Consider the following 24542-nt stretch of genomic DNA (forward strand, 5'->3'; position numbering starts at 1 on the left):
GCACGCATGGACAATAGTTTCGAACCCGGCCAGATCGAATCGAAGTGGTACCCGCGATGGGAAGCGAACGGCCTGTTCGCCCCCTCGGCCAGCGGCGAGCCCTACTGCATCCAGCTGCCGCCGCCGAACGTGACCGGCACCTTGCACATGGGCCACGCGTTCCAGCAGACGATCATGGACGCGCTGGTCCGCTACCACCGCATGCGCGGCTACCGCACGCTCTGGCAGGGCGGCACCGACCATGCCGGCATCGCCACGCAGAAGATCGTCGAGAACCAGCTCGCCGCCGAAGGCAAGACGCGCCACGACCTCGGCCGCGAGGCCTTCGTCGAGCGCGTGTGGGCGTGGAAGGAACAGTCGGGTTCGACCATCACCAACCAGATGCGACGCCTCGGCGCGTCGGTCGACTGGTCGCGCGAGCGCTTCACGATGGACGAAGGCCTGTCCGCCGCGGTGCGCCGCGTGTTCGTGCAGTGGTACCGCGACGGCCTGCTCTACCGCGGCCGCCGCCTCGTCAACTGGGACCCGGTGCTGATGACCGCGGTGTCCGACCTCGAGGTCAACAACGAGGAGAAGGACGGCTCGCTGTGGTCGATCCGCTACCCGGCGAGCGACGGCGGCGAAGGCCTCGTCGTCGCGACCACGCGCCCGGAAACCATGCTCGGCGACGTCGCCGTCGCGGTGCACCCGGAAGACGAGCGCTATCAGGCGCTGATCGGCAAGACGTTGCAGTTGCCGCTCACCGGCCGCGAGATCCCGGTCATCGCCGACGACTACGTCGACCGCGAGTTCGGCACCGGCTGCGTCAAGATCACGCCTGCGCACGACTTCAACGACTGGCAGATCGGCGCGCGCCACGGCCTCACGCCGATCGTCGTGCTCACGCTCGACGCGAAGATCAACGAAGCGGCGCCGGAGAAGTACCGCGGCCTCGACCGCTTCGCCGCGCGCAAGGCGGTGCTCGCCGATCTCGAGGCCGCCGGCCTCCTGGTCGAAACGAAGAAGCACAAGCTGCAGGTGCCGGTGAGCCAGCGCTCGGACGCGGTCATCGAGCCGATGCTGACCGACCAGTGGTTCCTCGACCTCACGCGCGAGACGCTGCCGGACGGCCGGCCCGGCGGACGCAAGGCGATCATCGAACCCGCGCTCGCCGCGGTGCGCGACGGCGAGATCCGCTTCGTGCCCGACAACTGGGCGACCACCTACAACCAGTGGCTCGAGAACATCCAGGACTGGTGCGTGAGCCGCCAGCTCTGGTGGGGACACCAGATCCCCGCGTGGTACGACGAGGCCGGCAACATCTTCGTCGGCGAGGACGAAGCGGACGCGCTCGCGCACGCGTCGACCCCGCCGGTCGGCGCGCTGCGTCGCGACGAGGACGTGCTCGACACCTGGTTCTCGTCCGCGCTGTGGCCGTTCTCGACGCTCGGCTGGCCGGGCGAGACGCCCGCGCGCGCGGCGGAGTGGGAACAGTTCAAGGCCTTCGTGCCGAGCAACGTGCTCGTCACCGGTTTCGACATCATCTTCTTCTGGGTCGCGCGCATGGTGATGGCGACCCAGTACTTCACCGGCAAGGTGCCGTTCCGCGAGGTCTACATCAACGCGATCGTGCGTGATGCGGAAGGCCAGAAGATGTCGAAGTCGAAGGGCAACACGATCGACCCGCTGGACCTCATCGACGGCATCGACCTCGAGTCGCTGGTGAAGAAGTCGACCGCCTCGTTGCTGATCCCGCAGGTGCGCGAGAAGGTCGAGAAGCGCATCCGCAAGGATTATCCCGCCGGCATCCCCGCGGTCGGCGCCGACGCGCTGCGCTTCACCTTCGCCGCGCTCGCGAGTTACGCGCGCACGATCAACTTCGACCTCAAGCGCGCCGACGGCTACCGCAACTTCTGCAACAAGCTGTGGAACGCGACGCGCTTCGTGCTCATGAATGCACAGGGCGACGTCGCCCCTGCGGACACCGCGCCCGCGACCGAAGCCGAACGCTGGATCCTCACGCGCCTGTCGCGCACGCTGGCCGAGGTCGAGGCGCATTTCGCGACGTACCGCTTCGACCTGCTCGCGCAGGCGCTGTACGAATTCGTCTGGAACGACTACTGCGACTGGTTCCTCGAGCTCGCCAAGCCGGCACTGGCCAAGGCGGAGGGCCCGGCGCCGGAGGGCGGCGACGCGGCGGCGGCATCGACGCGCCGCACCCTGCTCGTCGTGCTCGAAGCGGTGCTGCGCGCGCTGCATCCGATCATGCCGTTCATCACCGAAGAGCTCTGGCATGAAACCTTGCGCTCCTCCCCGGACGCGCAGGGTGGAGCGGCATCCACGCCGGACGCCGCGACAGGGCAGAGCATCTCGGTACGGCCCTACCCCCGCGCGGCGGACTTCGCGACCGATGATGCGGCGACCGCCGAAATCGAGTGGCTGAAGGCGGTGCTGACCCAGGTGCGGCGCATCCGCAGCGAGATGGGCATCGCACCGCGCAAGGAGATCCCGCTGCTCTACGCCGGCGGCAACGCGACCGATCGCGCGCGCACGACGAAATTCGACGCGCAGCTCGGCTTCCTCGCGCGTGCCGAATCGCAGCGCTGGCTCGACGCGGGCGATGCGGAACCGGCGGCGGCCGCCGCGATCATCGGCGAAATGAAGCTGCTGATCCCGCTCGCCGGCCTGATCGACCTCGGCGCCGAACGGGCGCGCCTCGAGAAGGAAATCGCGCGCCTCGACGGCGAGATCGCCAAGTCGGGCACCAAGCTCGGCAACTTCGGCGAGAAGACGCCCGCGGCAGTGGTCGAGCAGGAGAAGCAGCGCCTCGCCGATTTCACCTCGACGGCCGCCGCGCTGCGCGAACAGCTCGCGCGCCTGCAGGGCTGAGTCGACGGTCGCGCCCCGCTCCGCGGGGCGCGATGGGCAAGCGCATCACTCGGGCGGCAGCAGCTCGATCGCCATCACGAGCGCGTCTTCGCGCCCCTTCTTCGCCGGGTAGTAGTTCGGCCGGCGGCCGAACTCGTTGAAGCCGAGCGATTCGTAGAGCGCGATCGCGCGCGGGTTCGACGGGCGCACTTCGAGGTAGACGCGCTCGGCACGCTGCCAGCGCGCGATGTCGAGCAGGCGCTTGACGATGCGCCGGCCGTAGCCGCGCCCGTGCAGGCCCGGCAGGACGCAGACGTTGAGCACGTGGGCCTCGTTCGCTCCGCTCGACAGCACGCCGTAGCCGACGATCGACTCGACGTCGACCAGTACGATGCATTCGTAGGCGGCGCGCAGGCAGTCGGCGAAGATCGCCCGGCTCCACGGGAATTCGTAGGCGAGCGCCTCGATCTCGGCGACCCGGTCGAGGTCGTCGGCTTGCATGCGGCGGAACTCGGGTTGTGCCTGCCTGAGGATCGCGACCACGATCGAACCGGAGCGAGCGCCTACCTTCCGGAACCGCCGGAAGCCGAGGGCATCTTGCCACGAATGGCGCGCGCGAATGTCGCCCGTGAGCGCGCCGGGCGGCGTTCGCCTACCGTTCGTCGCCCTTCGCGGGCCGGCGCAGCGGGCGCACGATGCGCTTGAGCTCGCTCCATAGTGCGCGCTTGGCCCGCGCGTCGCCTGCGAGTACGGCCGCCTCGGCGGCGACCACCCAGTCCATTTCGCGCTGCCGCTGTGCGCTCAATGCCGCGCCTGCGGCGCGCGCGCGCGCCTCGCCGAAGGCGACGAGCGCGCGCGCATCGGCGAGCGCAGCCTCCTCCGCCGAACCGGCCTGGACGCAGGCGACGCGGGCGAAGGCGAGCGCCCGCGTGACCGCCGCGAGCAGCGCGGCGCCGCGGGGACTCGACGCATCACCGAGCAGGAGTACCCCGCCGGCGGCCGGCGTGCCGGGCGCGGCCACGGCGGGTGGCGCGATGGCCGGCATGGTCGTCGCTGCCGCAGGCGCGGCCGGCATGCACCGCGACGTGCCACGCGGCAGGTAGACGTCGATGCCGATCTCGGCGAGCCGGCGCAGGTCCTGCTCATCCATGCCCGGCGTCCCCGTGCCGCCGCAGGTCCGCATGGAACTGCGCGTAGATGCGATCCAGCGCCGCACCGTAGGCATCCACGGTCGACTTGATGTCGTTGCCGGAGGCGGCCTGCTCGGCGCGGTAGTAGTCGTCGACGAGCGGCTGCCCGTCGCGCCCGTCGGCACGCAGCTTCAGCGCGACCACCGCGTTCCAGCCGCCGGTCGTGGCCGGCACGCGGTCGAAACGCAGGATGATGCCGCTGATGCGGATTGCCGGCGTGCTCGCCGGCAGCTCGTCGGTGACCTGCCGCGCGATCTTCGATTCGCGCAGGAGCGCGATCAGGCGCCGTTGCAGCACGCGCGTCGGCGGGTCGGTCCAGAGCTGGTAGTGGTACTGGCGCAGCTGCTGCGCACCGGGATCGAGCGCGTAGATGAGCGCCTGGTCGGCATAGAGGCCGTCGGCGCCGAACGCGTCGACGACGAGCGGTTCCGCGAACAGCGGCGCCGTCGCCAGCTCGAGCGGCTGCGGGCGCGGCAGCCGGAAATAGGTGAAATCAGGCACCGTCGGCGCGCCACAACCGGCGAGCGCGAGCAAGGCCGACGCGAGCGCGGCGCGGATCGTCGTCGATGTCCTCATTGCGGTTCTTCCTGCAGCTTGTCGGCCTTCGGCGCGAGGATGAGGCGGTTCGGATGGCTGCGGATCTCGCGGCTGAACTCGTCGAGGTTGCGGCTCGACGATTCGAGGTGGTGCGTGATCACGTCCATGCGCGCCGACAACGCGCCGAGCACGCTCGCGAGATCCTGCACCGCGCTGCGCACGTCGGGCCGGTTGTCCCTGGCGATGCCGGCGAGCTCGTCGAGCGCCCCGTCGAGGGTCGCGCGCGTCTTGCGCAGTTCGGCGCCGAGGTTCTTCACCTCGCCGAGGATCGCACCCACCGCGGCGCGGTTCTCCGGCCTGAGCAGGTCGTTGATCGAATCGGATGCGTGGTTCGCGCGTTCGAGCAGCGCGCGCGTCTGCTCGAGGATGACCGGCGTCGTCTTGTCGATGGTGCCGGTGATCGAATCGACGCGCTGCGACAGCGTCGCGATCAGCGGCGAAATCTGCGTGCGCGTGAGGTCGCTGATCTGCCCCGCGAGCTCGTTCATCGCGGCGAAGATGTCGGCGCCCTCGATGCCCTTCAGCTCGCCGCCGGGCGCGAGCTTGTCCTTGCTCGTGCCCTCGTGGATGCCGATCGAGACGTCGGCGAGCAGGCCGCTCGATTGCAGCCGCGCCGGGCTGTCCACCGGGATCGGCCAGTCGCGGCGGATCGCCAGCACGACCTTGTAGCGCGTTCCTTCGGCAGTGCGCTCCGGCGTCACCGCACCGACCTGGCCGATGCGGTAGCCCTCGTAGAACACCGGTGCGCCGTAGCGCAGGCCGGTCACGTTGCGGTAGCGCACGACGTAGTCGGTGCTCGCGACGCCCTTGCCGGTGATCAGCGCGAGCGCGACGAGCAGCAACGCGATCGCGCCGACGACGACCGCGCCGACGAGGGTGTAGTTGATGGTGTCGCGTTTCATCGATAGCGCCCCTTCCGCCCGCGCGGCGCCCGTGGGAGCGGCTTCAGCCGCGATGCTCGCGCCATGCCGCGACGCCCGGAGCCATCCCGGCTGAAGCCGCTCCCGCAGATGCCGAAGCTCCGCATTCTAAGCTTCCTCTTCGGTCAGGCGCTTTAGGTACGCGTCGGCGTCGACCTGCACCTCGCGCGGGCGACGGTTCAGCAGGTCCTGGATGCGCTCGTTGTCGCTCGCGCGCACCTCGGCCACCGTGCCGGTCATGAGGATGTTGCCCTGGTCGAGCACGGTGATCGTGTCGGCGATCTTGAACGCGCTTTCGAGTTCGTGCGTGACGACGACGATCGTCATGCGCAGCGCATCGCGCAGGCGCAGGATGAGTTCGTCGAGTTCGGCCGAGACGACCGGATCGAGCCCGGCCGAGGGTTCATCGAAGAACAGCAGGCGCGGGTCCATGACGATCGCGCGCGCGAGCGCCGCGCGCTTGACCATGCCACCCGAGAGCTGGCTCGGCATGAGGTCCTGGAAGCCGCCGAGGTTGACCACCTCGAGCTTGAGCCGGCTCATGATGCGGATCGTCGATTCGTCGAGCGTGGTGTGCTCGCGCAGCGGCAGCGCGACGTTCTCGCCGACCGTGAGCGAGGTCAGCAGCGCGCCGCCCTGGAACGACACGCCGATGCGCTTGCGCACGTCGAGCATCTCGCGCTCGCTCGCCTCGCCGAGGTCGACGCCGAACAGCCTCACGCGCCCCGACACCGGTCGCTGCAGGCCGAGCAGGTGGCGCAGCAGCGTGCTCTTGCCCGACCCGGAACCGCCCATGATCACCCGGATCTCGCCCGCGTTGACCGCGAAGTCGACCCCGTGCAGCACGCGCCGGCGGCCGTACCAGGCCTCGAGTTGCTCGACTTCGATGAGTGGTTGCGGCGCATTCATGTCAGCCGCCACCGCCGTCATGGTTGCGCACGATCGCGAGTCGCGGGACGGCGCCCGCCTCGTCGCCGTTCGCGAAAATCTTGCCCTTCGGCGCAGGCCGAACGGCCGCGTCGACGATCGCGTAGTGCAGGACGCGAGCGGAATCGATCAGCGGGGGGACGGCGTCGTCGGTCATGTCATCGGTTGAGGAAGAACGAGAACACCATGTCGACCACGATGATCCAGCAGATCGACAGCACGACCGCACGCGTGGTCGCGCGGCCCACGCCTTCGGCGCCGCCGCTCACGGAAAAGCCCGTGCTCACGCCGATCAGGGTGATCAGCACCGCGAACACGATGCTCTTGGACAGGCCCTGCCAGAGATCGCCGGCCGACAGCAGCGACATCGTCTGCAGCAGGTACGCGGTCGGCGTCACGTTGAGCGCGGGCGCGCTGTACAGCGCGGCGCCGAAGATCGCGACCGCGTTGGCGAAGATCGTCAGCGCGGGCAGCATCACGAGCATGGCGACCAGCGCCGGTGCCACGAGGTAGCGCACCGGTTCGATGCCGATCACCGCGAGCGCGTCGACTTCCTGCGAAACCGACATCGAGCCGATGCGCGCGGCGAGCGCGGAGCCGGAGCGACCGGCGACGAGGATCGCGGTGATCAGTGCGCCGAATTCGCGCGTGACCGACTTGGCGACCGCGACGACGACCTGGGACTGCGCGCCGAACTCCGACAGCGAGGCGATGAACTGGATGCCGAGCATGAGCCCGACCGTGAAGCCGAGCAGCGCGACGATCGGCAGCGCGTTCGCACCGATCTCGCGCATCTGCCGCGCGATCGCGGCGATGCGCACCGGCTGGCCGATACGCCATCCGGCGAACACGTAGTAGAGCGCCTCGAACAGCAGCATCGCCGCGTAGCCGACGCCCGCGAACGCGCCGAGCGTGGCGCGACCGAGGTCGCCGAGCGGTCGGGCGAGCGCGTTCACGCCGCGAGCAGCGCATCCGCGCTGGGCAGGATCACGAACACGCGATCGAGTCGCGCGAGTTCGAGCACCGCCCGCACCGCATCGCTGACCGCGACGAGGGCGAAGCGGCCGCCGTTCTGGCGCGCCTGCTGGAAACCCTCGACGAGCGCGGCGATGCCGGACGAGTCGATGTAGCTCACCGCGGACAGCTCGACGCCGACCGGCGTGCCGGCGGCGAGCGCGTCGAGCACGGCGCGGCGCACCTCCTGCGACCATGAGAGGTCCACTTCGCCGCTGAGGCGGACCAGCACGTAACCGTCGCCGCGTTCGGCAGCGACGCCATTCGGTGACACGCTCATGCCTCGTTCGCCTCCCCGGCGATGTCTTCGATGCGTTTGTGCATGACCAGGCGGTTGCCGCGACCGCACGCGGCCGGCTCGACGCGCCAGTCGTCCATGACCTCGTCGATGAGCGCGATACCGAGGCCGCCGCAGCGCATCTCGCCGAGTGGCCTGGGTCGCAGCGCCGCCGGGTCCGCGCACGGCGCGGTGTCGCGCAGCTCGAACGCGAGCGTCGTGCCGGTGCGCGCGAGGCGCAGTTCGATGTCGCCCTCGCACGACGGTCCGTAGCCATGGCGGATGATGTTCGCGCACGCCTCGTCGACCGCGAGCACGAGCCTGTCGCGCAGGCGCGGTTCGACGCCGAGCGCGTCGAGTGCCGCGCGGACCGAGCCACGCAGCTCGCGCAGCGACTCCGCACGCGCGGGCATGCGCCGCTCGACGAGCAGTTCGGGGTGTTCCGCGCGCGGCGCTTCCACCAGCAACAGGGTGGTGTCGTCGACGAGGCGCAATTGCTTGAGGTCGGCGAGCAGGCCGCGCAGGCGCGGTTCGAGCGATGCGTGCGCATGGCGCGCGATCAGCGCGCGCACGCCGGCATTCCCGATCGGTCTTCCGTCCGCGTCGCGCACGTCGGTCGCACCGTCGGAGAACGCGTAGAAGGTGCCGCCATCGAGCGCGATCTCGCGTTGTTCGAACACGACGCCGGGCAGGATGCCGAGCGGCGGGCCGCCCGAGGCGTACTCGTCGAACGCATCGCCGCGCTGCACGATCACCGGCGGGAAGCCCGCGCCGGCGAAGCGCACCCGGGTCGCGGCGCGATCGCAGTAGCCGACGAGGGCACAGACGAAACGGCCATCCTGGGTCGTCTCGCACAGCTCGTCGTTCGCGCGCGCGAGCCACGCCGCGGGCTCGATGCCATCCTTGCCGGCCCAGCGCAGCAGGCTCGCCGCGCGCACCATCAGCAGCGCCGCGTCGAGGCCCTTGCCGGAAATGTCGCCGACGACGAAGCCGATACGGCCGTCGGCGAGCTCGAAATGATCGTAGAAGTCGCCGGAGATCTCGTGCGCGGGGCGGTTCACGCCGATCACCGGAAAGCCATCACGACGCCGGTGCGGCAGCAGCGATTTCTGCAGCCGGCGCGCGAGGTCGAACTCGCGCTTGAGGCGCTGCTGTTCGAGCAGGCTCGCGGCCATGCGCGCGCTGTTGATCGCGAGCGCGGCGGGCGCGGCGACGAGGTCGAGCAGCTCCGCGTCGGCGGTCGAGAACGGCGTGCCGTCGCGGCGGTTGACGATCTCGAGCACGCCGATCGGGCCGGCGGCCGTGCGCAGCGGCGCGCAGACGAGGCTGCGCGTGACGAAGCCGGTGCTTTCGTCGGCGGCGCGCCAGACGCGCGCGTCGTTCGACGCGTCCACGACGAGCTGGGTCGCGTTGCCGGCGACCGCGGCACCGACGATGCCCTGCCCGACCGCGAGGCGCACGCCCGTGATGTCGACAGGACCGATGCAGATGCGGCAGTCGAGCACGAGCGTGGCGGGATCGAGCAGGAACAGCGAGGCGGCCTCGACCTGCATGAAGTCGACCACGCGCGTGACCGTCTCGGACAACGTCTGGCGCAGGTCCAGCGAGACCGCGAGCGCCTGCGACAGCTCGGCGAGGAAGGCGAGCGTGCCGCCCTCGCCGGCGCGCGGCTCGGCCTCCGGCCGATGCGCCGGGCGCACGCCGCCCGCGGTGCGCGCACCGGCGGAGCGGGCGCGCAGCGCCTTCATCCCTCGTTCCTGCCCGAGCCGCGCAGGGCACGCTCGCTGCGCTTGCGGCGCAGGCCCCAGAGCGTCATGACCGGACCGGACAGCACGTACAGTACGGCGATGCCGAACAGCACGCGCGGCGTGTCGACCGCGAGCGCGACGAGGATCAACATCGCCGCGGGAATCCAGATGAACGGCACGCGGTCCGATTTCGGCCACGCCTTGAAGCTGAAGTAGCGCACGCGGCTGACCATGAGCAGGCCGGCGACGATCGCGACGACCGGCGTCACGAAGTCCATTTCGCTCGCGCGCAGGCCCAGCCCGCCCGATTCGATCGCCCAGACGAACGACATGCACAGGCCCGCGGCGGCCGGGCTCGCCAGGCCCTGGAAATAGCGCTTGTCGGCGACGCCGACCTGGGTATTGAAGCGCGCCAGGCGCAGTGCGGCGCAGGCGGCATAGATGAACGCGGCGGCCCAGCCGACCTTGCCCCAGCCCGAACCGTAGGCCTTCAGCGAGGACAGCGACCAGGTGTAGAGCACGAGCGCGGGGGCGAGGCCGAAGCTCATGAGGTCGGACAGCGAGTCGTACTGCACGCCGAATTCGCTCTGCGTACCGGTCAGGCGCGCCACGCGCCCGTCGAGGCCGTCGAGGATCGCGGCCACGAAGACCGCCACCGCTGCATCGGTATAGCGGCCGCCGATGCCGGCGACGATCGCGTAGAATCCGGCGAACATCGCGCCGGTGGTGAACAGGTTCGGCAGCAGGTAGATACCGCGCGGCGGTTTGCGCGCGCCGGTCGAAGGAGCTTCCATGGTCGATCAGCGGCCGTGGCGGGGGTTGTGACCGCGAGTGTACCGTGATCCGCAATTCCGGGCGTTCTTGCTTGTAACGCGGGCGAAGTGGTGCTATCCAGTCGCCCCAAGCGCCGCCCCTGACGGCGCGCCGTGAACGAAGGTCACCTCATGAAGTGCAATTGGCTACTGCTCGCCCTCCTCGCCACCAGCCTGCCCGTGGCTGCCGGGGAAATGTATTCGTGGACCGATGCCAACGGCACCAAGCACTTCTCCGACTCGCCTCCGCCGGCTTCGGTCAAGGCGCAGAAGGTCAAGATGAAGGGCGGCGTGACCTCCAACGAGCCGGCCGAACAGCAGCAGCCTGCCGACAAGAACGCCGGCCCCGCGCTCGCCGCCGCCGCCGGTTATGCCCCCGAGGACATCAAGCGCAACTGCGCGATCGCGCGCCAGAACCTCGGCGTCGCCGAAGGCCGCAAGATCCCGGTCGATGCGCAGGGCTACCCGACCGACCTCGACGCGGCCAAGGCGCGCCAGCAGGAAATCGACCGCGCGAACGGGCAGATCAAGCTGTTCTGCTCGCACTGACCCGCCCCCGGCCGCGCGCGGCGCGGCGGCCCGGCAGGCGCTGCGCGGCTCGCGACCGCGCTGCTAGAATCGACGGTTCCGCCTCAGTCCCCGGAACGTCATGCGCCTGTCCCGCTTCCATCTCGCGACCGTCAAGGAAGTCCCCGCCGACGCGGAGATCGCCAGCCACCGGCTGATGCTGCGCACCGGCATGATCCGCAAGCTCGCGGCCGGCATCTACACCTGGTCGCCGCTCGGCCTGCGCGTGCTGTCGAAGGTCGAGAACATCGTGCGCGAGGAGATGGACCGCGCCGGCGCGCTCGAGCTGCTGATGCCGTCGATCCAGCCGAAGGAGCTGTGGGAGGAAACCGGGCGCTGGGAGAAGTTCGGCGGCCAGCTCCTCAAGATCAAGGATCGCAAGGACGCGGCCTACTGCTACGGCCCGACGCACGAGGAAGTCATCACCGACTACGCGCGCAACGAACTGCGCAGCTACAAGCAGTTGCCGGTGAACTTCTACCAGATCCAGACCAAGTTCCGCGACGAGATCCGCCCGCGCTTCGGCGTCATGCGCGCGCGCGAGTTCCTCATGAAGGACGCGTATTCGTTCCACCTCACGCAGGACTGCCTCGCGAACGAATACCGCAACATGTACGACACGTACGGCCGCATCTTCACGCGTCTGGGCCTGAAGTTCCGTGCGGTGCAGGCCGATACGGGCGCGATCGGCGGCAACGCGAGCCATGAGTTCCAGGTACTCGCCGATTCGGGCGAGGACGCGATCGCGTTCTCGACCGGCTCGGACTATGCGGCCAACATCGAGATGGCCGAAGCGCTCGCGCCGGCCACGCCGCGCCCCGCGCCGGCGCAGGCCCTCGAGCGCATCGCGACGCCGACGCAGAAGACGATCGACGAGGTCAGCGCCTTTCTCGGCGTGAAGCCCGTGCAGTGCGTCAAGACGATCCTCGTGCGGGGCTCCGACGGCCTCGTCGCGCTGTGCGTGCGCGGCGACCACGAAGTCAACGAGGTCAAGGCGGCCAAGCTCGCGGAACTCCCGGGCGAGGCCCTGCTCGCCGACGAGGCGGAGATCGTGCGCATGACCGGCGTGAAACCCGGCTTCATCGGCCCGGCCGGACTGCCCGACACGATCCCCGTGATCGTCGACCGCAGCGCCGCGGTGCTCGCCGATTTCGTCTGTGGCGGCAACCAGGACGGCAGTCACTACACGGGCGCGAACTGGGAGCGCGACGCGCGCATCACGCGCATCGCCGACATCCGCAAGGTCGTCGAAGGCGACCCCTCGCCCGACGGCCAGGGCACGCTGAAGATCGCGCGCGGCATCGAGGTCGGCCACGTGTTCCAGCTCGGCGACCGCTACGCGCGGGCGCTCGGCGCGACCGTGCTCGACGACACCGGCAAGGCGCAGGTGATGCAGATGGGCTGCTACGGCATCGGCGTCAGCCGCATCGTCGCCGCCGCGATCGAGCAGAACCACGACGACGCCGGCATCATCTGGCCCGAACCGATGGCGCCGTGGCGCGTGGCGATCTGCCCGATCGGTGCGGCGCAGAGCGCGCAGGTGCGCGAGGAAGCGGAGAAGCTCTACGACGAGCTCGCCGCGCGCGGCATCGACGTGCTGCTCGACGACCGCGGCCTGCGCCCCGGTCCGATGTTCGCCGACATCGAGCTGATCGGCGTGCCGCATCGCATCGTCGTCAGCGAACGCGGGCTCGCCACGGGCACCTTCGAATACCGTCGCCGCGGCGAGAGCGAGAACCGCTCGCTGTCACGCGACGACCTCGCCCGGCTGTTCGACTGAGCCGGGCGCGCCGGCCTGCGCGCCATCCCAAACTGCGGAGCCGATCACAGATCGGCGGGCGCGTCGCGGGCACGTGCGCACGTTTTGCTAGCATCGCGGGTTTGTCGATGCCACCGCGCCCGGCGTCGGAAGGCGAGAATCCATGGCGATTGACCTCAAGTCGATGAATCATTCCCAGCTGTCGGACCTGATCGCGCGCGCGCAGGCGCGGCAGCGCGAGCTCGTGCGCGAGAAGGCCGCGCGGCTGCGCGACAAGATCCATGCCCTGGTCGAAGCCGAAGGCCTCGGCATCGACGACGTGCTCGGCTCGCGCGCCAAGCGCAGCGCGGTCGTGCGCAAGGTGAAGCCGAAATACCGCAACCCGGCCACCGGCGAGACCTGGACCGGCCGCGGCAAGCGGCCGCGCTGGTTCAGCGCGGCGCTGTCGGCGGGCAAGAAGGAGAAGGACCTGCTGATCGGCTGAAAGGCCGGATCCGCGGATACCATGACGCCGGCCACGCGCCGGCGTCTTCGTTTGCACGATCGGGGCGGGCTGCACCCCGTGGTGGCTTGTGGCATGGCGCCTCTGGCAAGATTTCCATGTTTCCCGCTCGGCGCGCGCCTGCGGCGCCCCCTTTTTCCGACGCCAGCCATGCCCACGCCCCAGCGGAAGGTCCCGTTCAATGCACTCGATCGCCAGAACGGCGGCGAACTCGGTGCGCGCATGGCCGATGCCGCGCGTCGCGTCGTCGCCGGTGGCTGGTACGTGCTCGGCGGCGAAGTCGACGCGTTCGAACGCGAATTCGCCGCGTGGTGCGGCACGCGCCACGCGATCGGCGTCGGCAACGGTTCGGACGCGCTCGAGCTGGCGATCGCGAGCCTCGGACTCCCGGCCGGCGCGCAGGTGGCGGTCGCGCCGAACGCGGCGATGTACGCGACGCTCGCGATCGTCGCGAACGGGCTCGAACCGCTGTTCGTCGACGTCGATCCGCGGCGCGCGACGATCGATCCCCAGGCACTCGCCAGCGCGCTCACGCCGCGGACGCGCGCGATCGTCTCGACGCACCTGTACGGCACGCTCGCCGACATGGACGCGATCGATTCGATCGCGCGCGAGCATGGCCTCGCGGTGATCGAGGACTGCGCGCAGGCGCACGGCGCGAGCCGCGACGGTCGGCGCGCCGGGTCGTTCGGCACGCTCGCCTGCTTCAGCTTCTACCCGACCAAGAACCTCGGCGCGCTCGGCGACGGCGGCGCCGTGGTGACCAGTGACGACGCGCTCGCCGCACGCGTGCGGCAGCTGCGCCAGTACGGCTGGAAGGAAAAATACGACGTCACCGTCGCGCGCGGTCGCAACAGCCGCCTCGACGAAATGCAGGCGGCCTTCCTGCGCCTCAAGCTGCCGCTCGTCGATGGCTGGAACGCGCGTCGGCGCGCGATCGCCGCGCGCTACGCGCGCGACATCCGGCATCCCGCGATCGAGGTGCCTCCCGTTCACGGCGACGACCAGGTCGCCCACCTTTGCGTCGTGCGCAGCGAGCGGCGCGACGCGTTGCGCGCGCACCTTGCCGCTTGCGGCATCGGCGTCGACGTGCACTACCCGATCCCCGACCATCGCCAGCCGGTCTTCGGCGAGCGTTACGCGGCGTTGTCGCTGCCGGTCGCCGAACGCCTCGCGCGCACGTCGCTGTCGCTGCCGTGCTTCGCCGAACTCGACGACGCGGAAGTCGACTTCGTCGTGGACGCGTCCAACCGGTGGAGCGGCTGATGTACTCGCTGGTGATTCCGGTATACGGCAACGAGGCCTCGATCGGCGAGCTGCTCGAGGCGATCGCGGGCCTGTCGCGACGGCTGTCGCAGCCGCTCGAGGCCGTGTTCGTCGTCGACGGCAGTCCCGACCGCAGCTATGCGCTGCTGCGCGACGCGCTGCCGCGAATGCCTTTTCCCGCGCAACTGCTCGTCCACTCGCGCAATTTCGGCGCGTTCGCGGCGATCCGCACCGGGCTCGCCGCCGCGCGCGGTGAAGACGTCGCCGTGATGGCCGCCGACCTGCAGGATCCGATCGAGCTGATCGAGCGCTTCTACGACGTGCTCGCGCGCGACGAAGCCGACGTCATCATCGGCACGCGCGTCGCGCGCGCGGACCCGTTCCTGTCGCGCGTCGCCTCGGGCGTGTTCTGGTGGCTCTACCGCCGCCTCGTGTTGCCTCAGATCCCACCGGGCGGGGTCGACGTGTTCGCCTGCAACCGCGCGTTCCGCACCGAACTGCTCGCGCTCGGCGAGGCGAACACGTCCCTGGTCGGCCAGTTGTTCTGGGTCGGCATGCGTCGCGCGGTGCTGCCCTACGAGCGCCTGCCGCGCCGCCACGGCCGCAGCGCCTGGTCGTTCTCGCGCAAGCTGAAGTACCTCATGGACAGCGTGTTCGCGTTCTCCGACCTGCCGGTGCGCCTGCTCATCCTCGTCGGCGGACTCGGCCTCGGCGCCTCGCTGATGCTCGGCAGCGCGGTCGGGATCGCGCGCCTGCTCGGCTACATCACGGTGCCCGGCTACGCGATGACGATACTCACGCTGTCGTTCTTCGGCGGCCTCAACACGTTCGGGCTCGGCCTCGTCGGCGCCTACGTGTGGCGCGCATACGAAAACACCAAGCAGCGCCCGCTGGCGATCGTTCAGCGCGCGCACGATTACACGGGGACGAAGGCGCCATGAGCCATTTCGTGCATCCGCAGGGCCTGTGCGAATCGTCGGCGATCGGCGAGCGCACGCGCATCTGGGCCTTCGCCCACGTGCTTCCCGGAGCGACGATCGGCGCGGACTGCAACATCTGCGACCACGTGTTCGTCGAGAACGACGTCGTCGTCGGCGATCGCGTCACGATCAAGTGCGGCGTGCAGCTGTGGGACGGCGTGCGCGTCGGCAACGACGTGTTCATCGGCCCCAACGCGACCTTCACCAACGACCGCTTCCCGCGCAGCAAGGCGTATCCGGAGCGGTTCGCACGGACGCTGCTCGAGGACCACGTCTCCATCGGCGCCAATGCGACGCTGCTGCCCGGCATCACGATCGGTCGCAACGCGATGGTCGGCGCGGGCGCGGTCGTGACGCGATCGGTGCCGCCGAATGCGATCGTCGTCGGCAATCCGGCGCGCATCGTCGGCTATGTCAACGCGAAGAACGAAGCCGCGCTCGCCGTCGATGCGGTGCCGGCGCTGGCCGGCGCGCGCCGCCTCGGCGTCGGCGAAGTCGGCGTGCACCGCCTGCCGCGCGTGGTCGACATGCGCGGCAGCCTCAGCGTCGGCGAATTCGAGCGCACGGTCCCGTTCGCGCCGAAACGCTACTTCCTCGTCTTCGACGTGCCCGGACGCGAAGTGCGCGGCGAACACGCGCACCGCGAGTGCCACCAGTTCCTCGTCTGCGTGCGCGGCTCGGTCGCCGTGCTCGTCGACGACGGCCGCCGGCGCGCGGAAGTGCTGCTCGACGCGCCCGACGTCGGCATCCACATCCCCCCGATGACCTGGGGAACGCAGTACCGCTACTCCGACGACGCCGTGCTGCTCGTGTTCGCCTCGCACTACTACGATGCGAGCGAGTACATACGCGACTACGACGCCTATCTCGCCGCGATCGGCAGGGACGGAAGCGACATCGCATGATGTCCCAGCTCCACCGCGCGCTCGACAGGCCCGCGGCCAGGTTCCTCGTCGGCGGGGCCGGCACGACGCTCGTCTCCTACGCCGTCTATCTCGGGCTGCTGCACTGGTTGCCGTACCTCGGCGCCTACTGGATCGCCTTCGCCGTCGGTATCGCCTGGTCGTACCTGACCAACACGCTGTTCGTGTTCCGTACCCGCCCGACCATGGCGCGCGCGCTCGCGTTCCCACTGGTCTATCTCGCGCAGTGGGCATTCGGCTCGATCGTCCTCGTGGGCGCGGTCGACGGCATGCATGTCCCCGCGAGCATCGGCCCGTTGGTCGTCGTGATCGCGTCGCTGCCGCTGACCTATTTCCTGTCGAAATGGATACTCACCGCGCGCGGCTCGTCCGCGCCGGCCGGCGAAGCACGCGGGGCCGGCGATGCATCGCCTGCCGGGCGGATATCGGCCATCGATGACTGAATCGGCAGGATCCGCAGGCCTACTTCGCCGAGCGCTCGTTCGACGATCGCTTGCAGGCCTCATTGCCCGCCGGCAGCTCGGTGTTCGAACTGCCGTACACGTTCTTCCCGGAAAGTCCGCAGCGCGGCGGAAGCTATCTGCTGATCGAGCCGTATCTGCGCACGCACGGCCTCCGCTGGAGCTTCGGAACGATGCGAGGGCGACCCGGAGACGTCTGGTACGAACGCGCGTCGCGCCTCACGGGCCAGGAATTCGCCGATGCACTGGCCACGGCAGGCTTCGCCGCCGCCTACGTCGACGGCCGCGCGTACGACGACGGCGGGGCCGCCATCATGGCATCCCTCCGCGCACTGTTCGGTGGCCCCATCATCGAGGATGCCTCCACCCACCGTGCGCTGTTCCGCGTTCCGCCCGCGCGCCCGCGGGCGCGCCCCTTGGTGGTCGCGAGCACCGATCGTGGATGGCACACCCAGGGAGCGGCGAGCGCGACGCTCACGTGGAGCACGGGCTCCGCGCGACTCGCCATCGCCAACCCGACGGACGCCTCGCAACGCGTCCACGTGACGTTCAGGCTCGCATCCCGATCACCGCGCAAGGTCGACATCGCCTATGCGAAACGCGTTCTGTCCGGCGTGGCGCTCACCGCGGCCGCGCCGAGCGACATTTCGATCGCATTTCCCGCTGCACCCGGAATCACCTGGCTCGACCTCGACACCGACGTGCCAGCGCAACCGTCCGGCGATGGCGACCCGCGACGCCTCGGATTCGGGCTCAGCGACCTGTCCGTGACCGTGGAATGAAAGGCGCCGCCGTGTCCGCTGCGCACGTTCGCACTGGCGGCACGCGCGGGCCCGCCCGATAATCCACATGTCCCAAGCATCCTCGTCTCTCGCAATGGATTGTGCGGCATCCGCGCAGGCGGCAGCCGGCGCGGCGATGCATGGTGGCGCAAGTGGATGTGCGCCGGTTCCCAACCTCGCGCGCGGCTTCGCCCGGAATCGTGTGCCAGGGGAAAGGGCCTGCCCGCACCCGGAGCGTGAGGCGTCGACGCAAGCCGGGTCCGGAATTCGTCACGCCGGCTCGTGACATCACCCGACCTTCCCGAGGAGGAACGCATGTCGAGCGAAACCCGTGTCGTGCCGCCGCGCATTCCTGCATGGGTCGACGATGTCGTCGCCGCTCTGTTTTCCCTCGCCGTAGGGGCGTGCGTCTTCCTGTCGTGGCCGCTCGACCTGCACACGCCGATCGTGACCGGCGGCGACGCGACCTCCGCGCAGTACGTCATCAAGTCGATCCTCGAACACGGCAGTTATACCCGCAACCCGGATGTCGGCGCGCCGTTCGGCGCGACGATGTACGACTACCCGATGCCGGAGCCGACGCATCATGCGTTCTTCCGGCTGTTGGGCCTGTTCAGCAAGGACCCGTTCCTCGCCTTCAACCTGTTCTACCTGCTCGGCTTCGCGGTCGCCGCGTACACCGCCTGCTGGGCCTTGAGGCGCAATGGCATCGGCCGCTGGCCGGCGATCGCGGGCGCGATCGCCTTCGCCTTGCTGCCGTTCCATTTCCGGCGCTTCGGCCACGTGTTCCTCGCTTCGTACGCGGCGATCCCGGTCTTCGCCCACTACACGCTGCAACTGGCGACGTATCGCGCGCCGCACGTGCCCGGCACGGTCCGCATCGGCGCGCTGCCGCTGCTCGCGATCGCCGTGGCCGCGGGGACCGGCGTGTACTACGCCTGGTTCGGACTGCTGTTCATCGTGTTCGCCGCGGCGCTCGGGGCGGCGCAGTCGCGACGGTGGCAGCCGCTGCGCGTGGGCGCTGCCTTCGCGGCGACGATCGTCGCGGTGATCGCGCTTTCGCTGCTGCCGAACGCCCTCTACCATGCTTCGGAAGGCGCCAACGCCGCGGTCGCCGCGCGCCAGGCGTTTGAGTCCGAAATGTACGGCCTGCGCATCACGCAGTTGCTGTTTCCGACCCCCGGGCACAGGATCGCCGTGCTGGACGCGTTCATGGCCGACTACAAGGACTCGGTGCAGTACGTCAACGAGAACTCGGCCGCGGCGCTCGGCATCGTCGGCGCGATCGGCTTCATGATCGCGCTGGGGGCAGTGTTCTTCGGCGACGCGCGCAGGCACGCGGCGTTGTGGGCGACCGGCGCGGCGTGCGCGGCCGGCGTGCTCTACGCGACCATCGGCGGCTTCGGCGCCATCGTCGGGCGCCTGTTGACTCCGGAGCTGCGCGGACTCAACCGGATCAGCGTCTTCATCGGGTTCTTCGCCCTGTACGCGTTGCTTTGCGCCTTCGAGATCGCGACGCGCGGCCGGCGGCGCCGGGCGGTCGACGTCGCGTTCACTGCCGTCGTCGTCGCGGTCGCCTGCTTCGACCAGATCCCCGGCAAGGGCCTCGTACACCAGAGCGCAAGGGTGATCGCGCCGCGCAAGGCGCTCTATGCGCGCATCCGCGCGGCGTTGCCGGGCGGCGCGCGCGTGTTCGAGCTGCCTTACACCTATTTCCCGGAAAGCCCGCACCGGGTCGGAAGCTACAGCCTGCTGGAACCGTATCTGTTCACGCAGGGTCTCGAATGGAGCTTCGGCGACATGCATGGCCGGCCTGCGGACGTGTGGAACGAGCAGGTCGCCGCGCTCGACGGCGATGACCTGGCCGGCGCGCTCGCGCTCGCGGGCTTCAGCGCGATCTACGTCGACCGGCGCGGCTACGAGGACGGTGGCGCGGCGGTCGAGCGTGGGCTGCGTGCACACTTCGGTGCCCCGATCGTCGAGGATGCGAACCTCGGCCGCGCCGTCTATCGCGTGCCGCCGCCGCGGCCGGGCATGGTTCCGCACGTCGCGGTGGACCTCGGCCGCGGCTGGAAAGCCGCCGGCGGTGATGCCGCGAGTGCCGCGGGCGACGCCGATCTCGTCGTCGCCAACCCCACGTCGTCGCCGGTTTCCCTCGCCTTGCGCTTCCGCCTCGACAGCGCGACGTCGCGCAAGCTCGTCCTGTCCTATGGCGACCAGGTCATCACGGCCTATTCCGTGCGCGGCGGCGAACGCGTGGAGGCGTCGGTATCGATCCAGGCGCAACCCGGCGTCTCACGCTTGCTCGTTGGCAATGAAGCGCCGATCGCCGCGGCCGCGCAGGACGCGGCGACGAAGCCGTCGGTGCGCATAAGCGGCCTCGCCTGGGGCGTGACCGGCCGGTTCTGATCACCCGCGCCGTTCTTCCGGCGCACCACGGCAGCGTGGTTGGCGAGGCCGTCGCGCTTGCCCGATAATCGCCCGACCCCGTCGCCGCCGGCCCCGTCCGCGGCACGCACGTGCAGCGCCCGGCCGGGCCGCCATCAAACTCCGCAGGCACGCATGATCCAGGACACGACGTCATCGATGGACAAGCCAGTGTGGGAGCCGAGCTCCGAGCGCATCGAGCGCGCGAACATCAGTCGCTTCATGCGCTTCGTGCGCGAGAGCACCGGCAACGACGACATCCGTCGCTACGCACCGCTGCACGAGTTCTCCGTGCGCAATCCGGAGCGCTTCTGGTCGCTCGTGTGGGAATTCTGCGGCATCCGGGCCCACGGCGACCACGAACCGGTGCTGGTCGACCGCGACCGCATGCCCGGTGCGCGCTGGTTCCCGAACGTCACCTTGAACTTCGCGCAGAACCTGCTGCGCTTCAAGGACGAGCGTACGGCAATCGTGTTCCGCAACGAGTGGGGCCATCGCCGTGAACTCAGCTACGCCGAGCTGCACGCCGAGGTCGCGCGCGTCGCGCACGCGCTCAAGCGCGCCGGTGTCGGCCTCGGCGATCGCGTCGCCGGCTTCATGCCGAACATCCCCGAGACGATCATCGCGATGCTCGCGACCACGTCGCTCGGCGCGACCTGGTCCTCGTGCTCGCCCGATTTCGGCATCCGTGGCGTGGTCGATCGCTTCGGCCAGATCGCGCCGAAGGTCCTGTTCACTGCCGACAAGTACGGCTACGGCGGCAAGCGCTTCGATTGCCTCGAGAAGATCCGCGGCGTGCTCGACGAGATGCCGAGCATCGAGCATCTCGTGGTCGTGCCCTACAGCGGCGAGCCGCTCGTCCTCGACGGGCTGCGCAACGCGGTCGCGCTGCCGGATTTCTGTGAAGGAGGCGAGCACGCGCTCGAGTTCGTGCCGGTGCCGTTCGACCATCCGCTGTACGTGATGTACTCGTCCGGCACCACCGGCGTGCCCAAGTGCATCGTGCACGGCGTCGGCGGCACCCTGCTGCAGCACCTCAAGGAGCTCGTGCTGCACACCGATCTCAAGCGCGAAGACCGCCTGTTCTACTACACGACCTGCGGCTGGATGATGTGGAACTGGTTCGTCTCCGGCCTCGCGGTCGGCGCGACCCTGGTGGTCTACGACGGCTCGCCCTCGCACCCGGACGGCAACGCGCTGTGGGACCTCGCCGACGAAGTCGGCATCAGCGTGTTCGGCACCAGTGCGAAGTGGCTCAGCGCGATCGAGAAGGCCGGCGTGAAGCCGCGCGAGACGCACAAGCTGCTGCAGCTGAAGACGATCCTGTCGACCGGCTCGCCGCTCGCGCCGGAGAGCTACGACTACGTCTATCGCGACATCAAGGACCGCGTGCTGCTCGCGTCGATCTCCGGCGGCACCGACATCATCTCCTGCTTCGCGCTCGGCTGCCCGGTGCTGCCGGTGTATCGCGGCGAATTGCAGTGCCGCGGCCTCGGCATGAAGGTCGAGATCCTCGACGACGATGGCAAGCCCGTGCGCGGCGAGAAGGGCGAGCTCGCGTGCACCGCACCGTTCCCGTCGATGCCGGTGTTCTTCTGGAACGACCCGGACGGCGAAAAGTACCGCAGCGCGTATTTTTCGCGCGTGCCGGGCGTCTGGTGCCACGGCGACCATGCGATGCTCACCGAGCATGACGGCGTGATCATCTACGGTCGGTCCGACGCGACGCTCAATCCGGGCGGCGTGCGCATCGGCACGGCGGAAATCTACCGCCAGGTCGAGCAGGTGCCGGAAGTACTCGAATCGGTCGCGGTCGGCCAGCACTGGGGCGACGACGAGCGCGTGATCCTGTTCGTGCGCCTGCGCGAGGGCATCGTGCTCGACGATGCGCTGCGCGAGCGCATCGCGCGGCAGATCCGCGCGAACACGACGCCACGCCACGTGCCGGCGAAGATCCTGCAGGTCGCCGACATCCCGCGCACGATCTCCGGCAAGATCACCGAGATCGCGGTGCGCGACGTCATCCATGGTCGTCCCGTGAAGAACACCGATGCGCTGGCGAATCCGCAGGCGCTGGCGTGCTTCCGCGACCTGGCCGAGCTGCAACGTTGAACCGCCGCCCGCATGCAGCGTCATGCAGCCGCCCCTAGCGCGCATGCTTGACCGGGGAGCTTCGCTCCTCCTCGCGTGGCTGCCAGCCACCGGCATCGCCGCACTCGGGCTGCTGCTTGCGGACGCCTACACCGCGCAGCGCGCGTTCCTGCTCGGGACGCTGGCCGCGGCGTTGCTCGTGCGGCCCTTGTGGAACGCCGAGGACCCGGTACGCTGGCCGGCGCGGGGCCCGCTCGCGCTCGTCGTCATCCTGCTGCTCGCGGCGATCATCCGCTGGCCCGGCGCGCTGCACGTGCAGGGCGGCCAGGACCAGGGCGTCTACGTCGCGATGGCGGCGCACTACGATCGCCATGGGCACATCGACATCGAAGATCCGGTCCGCGCGGCCTTGACGTCACCGGAGGCGAAGAGTCGCTTCGATGCAGGCAATGCAGGCGGCGTGTACGAGCCCGGCATCTACATCGACGTCGACCGGCCCGGCCACTATTTCCCGCGCTTCTACCACCTGCAATCGCTATGGCTGGCGATGGCGGGTGCATTGCTCGGCATGGCCGATGCGGCGGCGGCGCAGGTATTCTTCGGCATCGTCGCGATCCTGTTCCTCTCGCTCGTGGCCGTCCGGCTGGCCAGGGACCCGGTCTTCGGCATCGCCTATGCGGCGGTGCTGGCGATCCTTCCGCTGCACGTCTTCTTCTCGAAGTTCCCGATTTCGGAAATGCCGACCCTCGCGTTCGCGGCGATGGCCGGCTACGCGATGCTCCGGCACCACGAGCGGCCGGAAGATCCTGCCGCACCGCGCTGGCTGCTGTGCGCGGCGCTCGCGTTCCTGTGCGTTTTCCTCATGCGCATCTCGGGCTTCCTCTACCTTCCGTTGTTGCTGCTCGGCGCGACGGCGAGCCACATCGGCGTGGACGACGAACGGCTGCGGCGCCGCTGGCTGCTGTTCTGGTTCGGCACGCTGCTCCTGTACGCCGGTACGGTGGTCTACGGCTCGATCTGGGCCGCGCCGTACTCGCATGAAATCTATTCGACCGGCCTCGGCGCGACGCTCTACGCATCCATCCGCTGGTGGCTGCCCGCGGCGCTCGCACTCATCGTCCTGTCCTTCCTTGCCACGCGATCGGCGGCAGCGCGCCGCTCGTTGCGGCCGTGGCTCGGCCGCGCCGTCGCACTCGGCGCGCGCGCGGCGCCGCTGGTGGTCGCAGGCGGCGCGCTGTACGCCTCGCTGCGCATCAGCCAGCTCGCCTTCACAGACCGCTTCCAGGGACATGCCTTCTACGACCTGAAATGGCACGTTTCGCATGGCGGCATCGAGGTGCTTCGGCTCGGCGTCGTCCCGGTCTTCGTCGAACACGCAACACCGCTCGTCGCCGCGGCGCTGCTCCTTGCACTCGTGAACGCAGGCAGGGAGCCGCCTCGCCTGCTGCTCGTCGCCTTGGTCACGATCGCGTGTGCCTACAGCTCGGTCGTGCAATGGTTCGTTCCGTACCAGTACTACTACGCGCGCTACCTCCTCAGCGAGACCGTTCCATTCGCGATGCTGCTGGTGTTCGTGCGCGCGGGCGACTGGTGGCAGCAGCCACGGCTGCGCCGCTGGCTGGCCACTGCCGCCGTGGCGACGCTCGCCTGGTGCGCATGGTTCACCTGGCCCCTGATCGGGTTTCGTGAAGCGCAGGGAGCGGAAGCGTCGCTGGCCCGCATTGCGCGCCACCTCGACCGGGACGACGTGCTCATCGTCGACACGCGCGGCATACCCGTGCCGGGAATGATCACCACGCCGCTGAGGCTCTGGTTCGACAAGCGTGTCTACATCCTCGACGAGCCCGGGCACCTGCGGGATGTCGTACGGGACCTCAAGGCCGCGAACGCATCGGACCTCTACCTGGTAAGCGGGCAGGACGTCGCCGCCGACGGCTTCGCCCTGGTGGAACATGTCACCTACGACCAGCGCGTGATGGCGCCGGCACCGTACATCCCACGCACGACGAACGAACATGCGGCGCGACTGTCCCTGTACGCACTGGACGAGCGCGCGTGGCTGTCATCGGCGCTGCGATCCGCCGATGGCGTCAAGCTGAGCGATCTTCCCGCCGATTGCTGCAGCGGCATCCACGCGGATCACCTCTGGACCGATGCGGAAGCCCGCATCCGCCTGCCCGGGGCGTCCACGGCAGCCCGCCTGCTCGTGATCGGGATGCACGGCTTGCGCGACTACGGCGACGCCGACGTGCGCGTCTACATCGACGGCCACCCGCTGCCGCAAACCAGCGCGACGGCGAAGGAATTGCGCTTCGATGCAGGCGGCATCGATACCCGCGGCGACATCGACCTGCGCATCACGTCCAGGTCGTTCGTGCCGCGGGAGCTGGGATTGAACGACGACGAACGCCGCCTCGGCGTCGACATCGAATCCCTGCGTTTCGAATGAGGC

The 24542-nt window shown here is 69.6% G+C and carries 22 protein-coding genes; 12 read left to right on the forward strand and 10 right to left on the reverse strand.

Features of this window, described 5'->3' with window-relative positions:
• Positions 1 to 6: 6 nt before the first annotated feature.
• The gene (locus tag EV148_RS00765; protein ID WP_131991999.1) at positions 7 to 2868 is read left to right on the forward strand and encodes a valine--tRNA ligase; all 2862 of its coding nucleotides are present in this window, start codon (positions 7 to 9) and stop codon (positions 2866 to 2868) included.
• A 45-nt stretch (positions 2869 to 2913) separates the two neighbouring features.
• Here the strand turns inward: EV148_RS00765 and rimI are convergent, their stop codons facing one another.
• From rimI to EV148_RS00810, 10 genes are all read right to left on the reverse strand, one after another.
• Complete coding sequence (rimI, locus tag EV148_RS00770; protein WP_220484860.1) at positions 2914 to 3348, reverse strand: ribosomal protein S18-alanine N-acetyltransferase; 435 nt, start codon at positions 3346 to 3348, stop codon at positions 2914 to 2916.
• A 151-nt stretch (positions 3349 to 3499) separates the two neighbouring features.
• Positions 3500 to 3997: a hypothetical protein gene (locus EV148_RS00775; RefSeq protein ID WP_131992005.1), complete on the reverse strand. Its 498-nt coding sequence runs from the start codon at positions 3995 to 3997 to the stop codon at positions 3500 to 3502.
• Positions 3990 to 4613, reverse strand: coding sequence for an ABC-type transport auxiliary lipoprotein family protein (locus tag EV148_RS00780; RefSeq protein ID WP_131992008.1), 624 nt, complete (start codon positions 4611 to 4613; stop codon positions 3990 to 3992). The genes EV148_RS00775 and EV148_RS00780 overlap by 8 nt, the downstream gene beginning before the upstream one ends.
• Complete coding sequence (locus EV148_RS00785) at positions 4610 to 5536, reverse strand: MlaD family protein (protein ID WP_131992011.1); 927 nt, start codon at positions 5534 to 5536, stop codon at positions 4610 to 4612. Before EV148_RS00785 ends, EV148_RS00780 begins: the two co-directional genes overlap by 4 nt.
• A 126-nt stretch (positions 5537 to 5662) precedes the next feature.
• Positions 5663 to 6463: an ABC transporter ATP-binding protein gene (locus tag EV148_RS00790; RefSeq protein ID WP_131992014.1), complete on the reverse strand. Its 801-nt coding sequence runs from the start codon at positions 6461 to 6463 to the stop codon at positions 5663 to 5665.
• A 1-nt stretch (position 6464) separates the two neighbouring features.
• Positions 6465 to 6638, reverse strand: a complete 174-nt coding sequence (locus EV148_RS18290) for a hypothetical protein (protein ID WP_158287252.1) — start codon at positions 6636 to 6638, stop codon at positions 6465 to 6467.
• 1 nt (position 6639) lies between these two features.
• A complete protein-coding gene (locus EV148_RS00795) occupies positions 6640 to 7437 on the reverse strand; it encodes an MlaE family ABC transporter permease (protein ID WP_131992017.1) in 798 nt (265 codons plus the stop codon).
• Positions 7434 to 7775, reverse strand: a complete 342-nt coding sequence (locus EV148_RS00800) for an STAS domain-containing protein (protein WP_131992020.1) — start codon at positions 7773 to 7775, stop codon at positions 7434 to 7436. The genes EV148_RS00795 and EV148_RS00800 overlap by 4 nt, the downstream gene beginning before the upstream one ends.
• Positions 7772 to 9520: an ATP-binding SpoIIE family protein phosphatase gene (locus EV148_RS00805; protein ID WP_131992023.1), complete on the reverse strand. Its 1749-nt coding sequence runs from the start codon at positions 9518 to 9520 to the stop codon at positions 7772 to 7774. Before EV148_RS00805 ends, EV148_RS00800 begins: the two co-directional genes overlap by 4 nt.
• Entirely contained in the window at positions 9517 to 10314 is a 798-nt protein-coding gene (locus tag EV148_RS00810; protein ID WP_131992026.1) for a CDP-alcohol phosphatidyltransferase family protein, read from the reverse strand. Before EV148_RS00810 ends, EV148_RS00805 begins: the two co-directional genes overlap by 4 nt.
• 150 nt (positions 10315 to 10464) lie before the next feature.
• Here EV148_RS00810 and EV148_RS00815 point away from each other — a divergent pair, with 150 nt between their 5' ends.
• The 11 genes from EV148_RS00815 (at position 10465) to EV148_RS00865 (ending at position 24539) form a co-directional block, all read left to right on the forward strand.
• On the forward strand, positions 10465 to 10881 hold the full coding sequence (locus EV148_RS00815; protein WP_131992029.1) for a DUF4124 domain-containing protein: 417 nt from the start codon (positions 10465 to 10467) through the stop codon (positions 10879 to 10881).
• Positions 10882 to 10981: 100 nt separating this feature from the next.
• Positions 10982 to 12679, forward strand: coding sequence for a proline--tRNA ligase (locus EV148_RS00820; RefSeq protein ID WP_131992032.1), 1698 nt, complete (start codon positions 10982 to 10984; stop codon positions 12677 to 12679).
• A gap of 142 nt (positions 12680 to 12821) precedes the next feature.
• Entirely contained in the window at positions 12822 to 13142 is a 321-nt protein-coding gene (locus EV148_RS00825; RefSeq protein ID WP_131992035.1) for an H-NS histone family protein, read from the forward strand.
• Between the two features lie 168 nt (positions 13143 to 13310).
• Entirely contained in the window at positions 13311 to 14426 is a 1116-nt protein-coding gene (locus EV148_RS00830; RefSeq protein ID WP_131992038.1) for a DegT/DnrJ/EryC1/StrS family aminotransferase, read from the forward strand.
• Complete coding sequence (locus tag EV148_RS00835; protein ID WP_131992041.1) at positions 14426 to 15367, forward strand: glycosyltransferase family 2 protein; 942 nt, start codon at positions 14426 to 14428, stop codon at positions 15365 to 15367. The genes EV148_RS00830 and EV148_RS00835 overlap by 1 nt, the downstream gene beginning before the upstream one ends.
• Positions 15364 to 16311 (forward strand): WxcM-like domain-containing protein, encoded by a 948-nt coding sequence (locus tag EV148_RS00840; RefSeq protein ID WP_131992044.1) that lies wholly within the window; start codon positions 15364 to 15366, stop codon positions 16309 to 16311. The genes EV148_RS00835 and EV148_RS00840 overlap by 4 nt, the downstream gene beginning before the upstream one ends.
• A complete protein-coding gene (locus EV148_RS00845) occupies positions 16308 to 16772 on the forward strand; it encodes a GtrA family protein (RefSeq protein ID WP_131992047.1) in 465 nt (154 codons plus the stop codon). The genes EV148_RS00840 and EV148_RS00845 overlap by 4 nt, the downstream gene beginning before the upstream one ends.
• Before the next feature lie 50 nt (positions 16773 to 16822).
• Positions 16823 to 17572: a hypothetical protein gene (locus EV148_RS00850; protein ID WP_131992050.1), complete on the forward strand. Its 750-nt coding sequence runs from the start codon at positions 16823 to 16825 to the stop codon at positions 17570 to 17572.
• Between the two features lie 315 nt (positions 17573 to 17887).
• Positions 17888 to 19981 carry a hypothetical protein gene (locus tag EV148_RS00855; RefSeq protein WP_131992053.1) on the forward strand — a complete coding sequence of 698 codons (2094 nt, stop codon included), beginning with the start codon at positions 17888 to 17890 and terminating at the stop codon, positions 19979 to 19981.
• 153 nt (positions 19982 to 20134) lie between these two features.
• Complete coding sequence (locus EV148_RS00860; RefSeq protein ID WP_241987936.1) at positions 20135 to 22111, forward strand: acetoacetate--CoA ligase; 1977 nt, start codon at positions 20135 to 20137, stop codon at positions 22109 to 22111.
• Between the two features lie 22 nt (positions 22112 to 22133).
• Positions 22134 to 24539 carry a hypothetical protein gene (locus EV148_RS00865; RefSeq protein WP_131992059.1) on the forward strand — a complete coding sequence of 802 codons (2406 nt, stop codon included), beginning with the start codon at positions 22134 to 22136 and terminating at the stop codon, positions 24537 to 24539.
• Positions 24540 to 24542: the final 3 nt, after the last annotated feature.

This window comes from Dokdonella fugitiva, assembly GCF_004342425.1.
In the GTDB taxonomy this organism is placed as follows: Bacteria; Pseudomonadota; Gammaproteobacteria; order Xanthomonadales; family Rhodanobacteraceae; genus Dokdonella_A; species Dokdonella_A fugitiva.